Source organism: Flavobacterium sp. (assembly GCF_021151785.1).
In the GTDB taxonomy this organism is placed as follows: Bacteria; Bacteroidota; Bacteroidia; order Flavobacteriales; family Flavobacteriaceae; genus Flavobacterium.
Genome location: NZ_JAGKWP010000168.1, coordinates 1 through 2,601, shown reverse-complemented (window position 1 = coordinate 2,601; position 2,601 = coordinate 1). Strand labels below are relative to the sequence as shown.

The 2,601-nt window shown below is 33.2% G+C and carries 3 protein-coding genes; all 3 read right to left on the bottom strand.

What is annotated here, in order from left to right; all coding sequences use genetic code 11:
* Window positions 1-682 (bottom strand): acyltransferase (locus tag QZ824_RS11280; protein ID WP_291276116.1); only part of this gene is annotated, 682 nt, incomplete at its 3' end.
* A gap of 19 nt (window positions 683-701) precedes the next feature.
* Window positions 702-1,577: a glycosyltransferase gene (locus QZ824_RS11275; RefSeq protein WP_291276115.1), complete on the bottom strand. Its 876-nt coding sequence runs from the start codon at window positions 1,575-1,577 to the stop codon at window positions 702-704.
* Between the two features lie 4 nt (window positions 1,578-1,581).
* Window positions 1,582-2,601, bottom strand: a 1,020-nt coding sequence (locus QZ824_RS11270; protein ID WP_291276114.1) for a hypothetical protein, incomplete at its 5' end; no start/stop codon positions are given.

Sequence of the window (2,601 nt, the reverse complement as noted above, 5' to 3'; positions counted from 1 at the left end):
GTATAATAGCTATTAGCAGTATACTAAATAAAATATGGCGTGTATTTTTAAAATTAATATTTTGATCATTCATATATACTCTAGCCATCTCTGCACCTGCATACCAAACCGCATAATATATTGCGATCAGACATATAAAGTTTGGATGCATATAATAAATGATAGTCGCTACCGCTGACAAAGAAACCGACAAATAAAAAGGTGATAAATTATATTTTTTACCAATCAGCAATGTAGGTATGAAGGCCATGTAGTACCACCATTCATTTGCCAATGACCAGAAAGGAGGATTTCCTTTCACAGGAAAAACAATATTACCGCGAAATATTTCCTGGTTTTGCAGCATAAAGATATTCCCGATTATCTCCTTAATATTTAAGGGAAATAATTCATTCGATATATAAGAACAGATTAGTGTTATTAGAATTGCTATAATAAACAAGGGATAAATTCTTCTAAATCGCTTTCTGAAATAAATGCTAAAATCTTCCTGTTTGCGGATATAAGAATAATAAATAACGAAACCACTTAATAAGAAAAAAGCTGTAACCGCTTCAGCTCCGAATAAATTAAAACGCACAATATAAGCTGGCAATACATTTATATATGTTAATACATAATGAACAATCAATACATAGATTGCAGCAGCAGATCTTATAAATTCGAGTTTAATAAATTTCATTTGATAATGGATATAAGATCTATTTAAACTTTTTCACAGTTTCTATTAAGGAATTTCTGCCATGTACTTTATCATTAAAGACTTCTTTATTTTTAAATAAGAACCGTCCCACAAAAAGCAAAACCGCTTTTTCAGACAAAATTCTTGCAAGAACTAATGTTCTTATCAAAGCAGGATTTTTTATTTTGTTAAACTTTCGCAATAAATACCACCTGTTTTTATAAAAACGAATTACACGATGACTTACTTTCTGAGGTGTTCCGCTTCCTTTATGGAATGCTCTGAGAGGTAATATGCCAATTCCCCAACCTTTTCGTATTGCACGCATGCATATATCATGATCCAGCTCAAGCCAGTCAAAATTTTCGTCAAACAGTCCAATTTCATCCAATACTTTTTTACGGATTACCATTGCACAGGTGTATACTGTAATAGATTTGGGATTACGTAAGAAAACTTTTTGATAATATTGATATATCTTCTGTCCTAATACAATACTCATATAACCTGGCTCTGCTTCAAAAGAAGCATTAGGAAAACCATGTGCATCTTCTGTTTTAAATGCTGCGATTCCAACAGTGGGATTTTGAGTAAAATATTCTTTTATCCCTTGTGTAAAGGGTTCCAGAGGCCAGGCATCAGAATCAAAAATACAGATCAATTCAGTGTCGATAGAAGACAAACCGAGATTCAATGATTTTATCAAACCCTGATTGTGGGCTTGCTTGATCAACCTGATTTGATTTTCAAATTGATTGTTAAAAGCTTCTGTTGAAGCATCATCAACAACAGTAATTTGAATGGATTCATGTCCCGAGTGAACAATACAATGCTGAATTGCTTCACTGGTCATAGCCCATGTATTATAATTGGTTATTAAAATACCGATGCTCATTATTCTATTTTTTTATATATCTGATTACTGAAAGTTCAGAAGTCAATGTTGTCATTAAAGAAGTCAGGGATCGATTTTTATAATTTTGCTCAAACTGCTTGCTTAATGATTCTAACTCCTCCATTGAAGCTATTTTATCACTGTAATGGAGCGTATGTTGAGGTACAAATTCAAGGTGTTTGTCTGCGAAGATATAAGTAGGCAAGCCAAATGCCTGATATGAAGCAAATACTCCTGACTTATCGATAGTTCGCAAATCATAATGTATAAGACCCAGCAGCGAAGTGCTTAAAATTCCGGCAATTTCTTCTTCAGGTAGCACCCCATAAGATATAATTCCCGTTTCTGCATAAAATTCCGGCTCTAATGGAGCGCCGATATCTATGATACACTCTATCTGATAGTTTTTTTTTATTTTTAATATTTCCGTTAAATAACGGTCATAAAGATCTTTTCGGAGATTCCTTCCTCCGAAAACAACCATTTGTTTTTTCCTGACTGAGAAATTTAATTCGTGGGTTGGGGTACCCATATTTGAAAACACCGGCTGATGAATCACCTTTATTGATGATTGAACAGGAAACCATGCCTCTAACACTTTTCTATACCAGTTAGTAGTAGTTATCATCCTATCGGAATGAATGGCAATAGTACGTGCGATATAACGTTGCAAAGGAGCGGTTAAACCAGCCTTGGTCCAGATAGGTCCACTGGCACTAATTTCATGAAAAAGAGTGATCAATGACACCTTTGAATGCTTGTCAATGAGTTTAATAATTTTAAGTAACCAGAATGGTATCCCATTATAATGATACCCATAGCTGACATAATGTAAAACAACAATTATTTCATATTCTTTTTCAAAATCTGTAAAGACGTTTTCCAATGAAGATTTAAATACTTCAGGGTTGCGTTCAGAATAGAATACATCTGTATTATTTATATCTGCACTACCGGAAAAGCTTATTACCTTATTCTGTATTGAATAAATATCAAATTCTTTTTTTATCAATTCCACATATGT